Origin of the sequence: Endozoicomonas sp. ONNA1 (assembly GCF_024606325.1) — a bacterium.
In the GTDB taxonomy this organism is placed as follows: domain Bacteria; phylum Pseudomonadota; class Gammaproteobacteria; order Pseudomonadales; family Endozoicomonadaceae; genus Endozoicomonas_A.
The window spans coordinates 1-1,722 of record NZ_JAHHPN010000473.1; the positions used below are offsets into that span (position 1 = coordinate 1).

Annotated in this window: 1 protein-coding gene; it reads right to left on the minus strand. The window is 53.3% G+C overall.

Translation table 11 applies throughout. The features are described 5' to 3' along the window. On the minus strand, window positions 1–1,722 hold a 1,722-nt coding region (locus KDK19_RS10800; protein ID WP_257291930.1), incomplete at both ends, for an AAA family ATPase.

The following is a 1,722-nucleotide window of genomic DNA, read 5'->3' on the forward strand; positions in this document are numbered from 1 at the left end:
TGCCGTTGTAATTGCTTAACCAGAGCCGGTTCCACCACCCTGTCCCGAAGGAAAGCCTGGTCCAAAGGTGGGTAATAAGCCATAGGCAGTTTCTCTTTCAGGGTCGGATCCAGCTGGCGTCCGGCATAATGATCCGGGTTACCGGTGAGAATGACCCGGTGTTTTGAGCTAACCTTGACAGGGTGGCCATTCACATAGATACAGGGTTCCGGTTCCCATAAGCCGTTTAATGACGCCAGCAATCCGGTTTTGGCCAGGTTCGCTTCATCCAGAACCAGAGTGAGATAGTGTCCGTCTTTGTCGGGTGTCCTGGCCCATTCCATCAGCATCCGGTTTTGCTGTTCCGTAGAGCGGTCACCATCGGGGTGTTCTTGCCACTGCCAGCGTTGCATCAGGGTCTGTTCGCTGTCAGAAGGCCCAAGGGACAGCACTGAAGCCTCTCCCGAAGCCTCTGCCATTCTGGCAGAAAAGTAACTTTTCCCGGTGCCGGTTTCTCCTTGCACGAATATAACGGGAGAGTCTGCTAACCGGTCATGGAGTCGTGATAATCGACGACTTTCACGATCCTTCTGATTAGTCGAGCCGTGATAAAGATCGTCCGCCAGCGCTGACATGGGCTGATCGGCAGAACCTTGCCATTCCAGTGATTGAGACAGTCGGTTTTCTACGTATTCAATTCGCTCAATGCGTTCTTCGTCAGGGTTCTCTGCGTCATGTTCTCTTCTGGCCATGTGAAAACAATCAGTGGCCAGAGCGAGAATGGCATCGGACCGCGTCTGCCCTGGTGACAAAGGTAACCGCCAACCAGAAGCCAGTGCATCTTGCAAACGTTTGATCTGTCTTGATGGCCTGATGGCTAACCGTAGACGGGGCGCTGCTGCCGGATCGACCTGCAACTGATGCGCCATTGCCTGACGTTGTTGTTCAGGCGCATGAGCCACGATCATGGCACAGAACCTGCCCAGAACTTCTTTTTCATCACACTTTGAAAATGGTTTTTCATAAGACAGTTGAAATGGGCAGTCCTTAAATAACCGCGGGTCAAAAACTCGGGCCAGTGGCCATAGGTTTTGCTTCACAAACGTTCTGTCCAGCCGCAGGGAACCGTTGATGATGGCAGTTAACTGATCCGGGTCCACCGAGGGAGGGGGATGCTCATCCGGCTTTTTACAAGCATCCGGCAGTATCCACCAACAAGCCACTTTCATAAAATCCCGCACTACCGGATTCTGTCGGGTGCCATGGGTGATGACGCTGTTAATGGCCTTGCGCCAGTGGCGGGGCAGGAGTTTTGGGGAGTGGTCAACCTGCTGTGCTCGCCGGGCAGTCAGTATCAGGTTATTCAGCAACCCTTCGGTCATTTCAGGCAGTGGGTTACAGAGGTGGGCAGGTACGGTTTTAAAGGCTTTGTAGAGTGAGTGAAGTGCTTGTTCTGGCAGCTCAGTCCGGGGGATATCATATCTTTGGGCACTGATATCCCAGAGATTGACCTCAGGGCAAGGTTTACCCGTGGCAACCATGGAAGTCAATACCGAAGACGTGCTCCTCGCAAACTCAGGCCAGAGTATTTTGACATGAGCCTTTGGATAGGCCTGCAACTGGCCATTCACCAACAGAGGTTGCCCAACAGCCAGGGGTTCCAGAAGTTGCTGAAGCGTCGGATTACTCTCCAGTCCCCGGAATACCACCGGCCTGCCAGCGGTTAATGCCTTCTGCAATGCA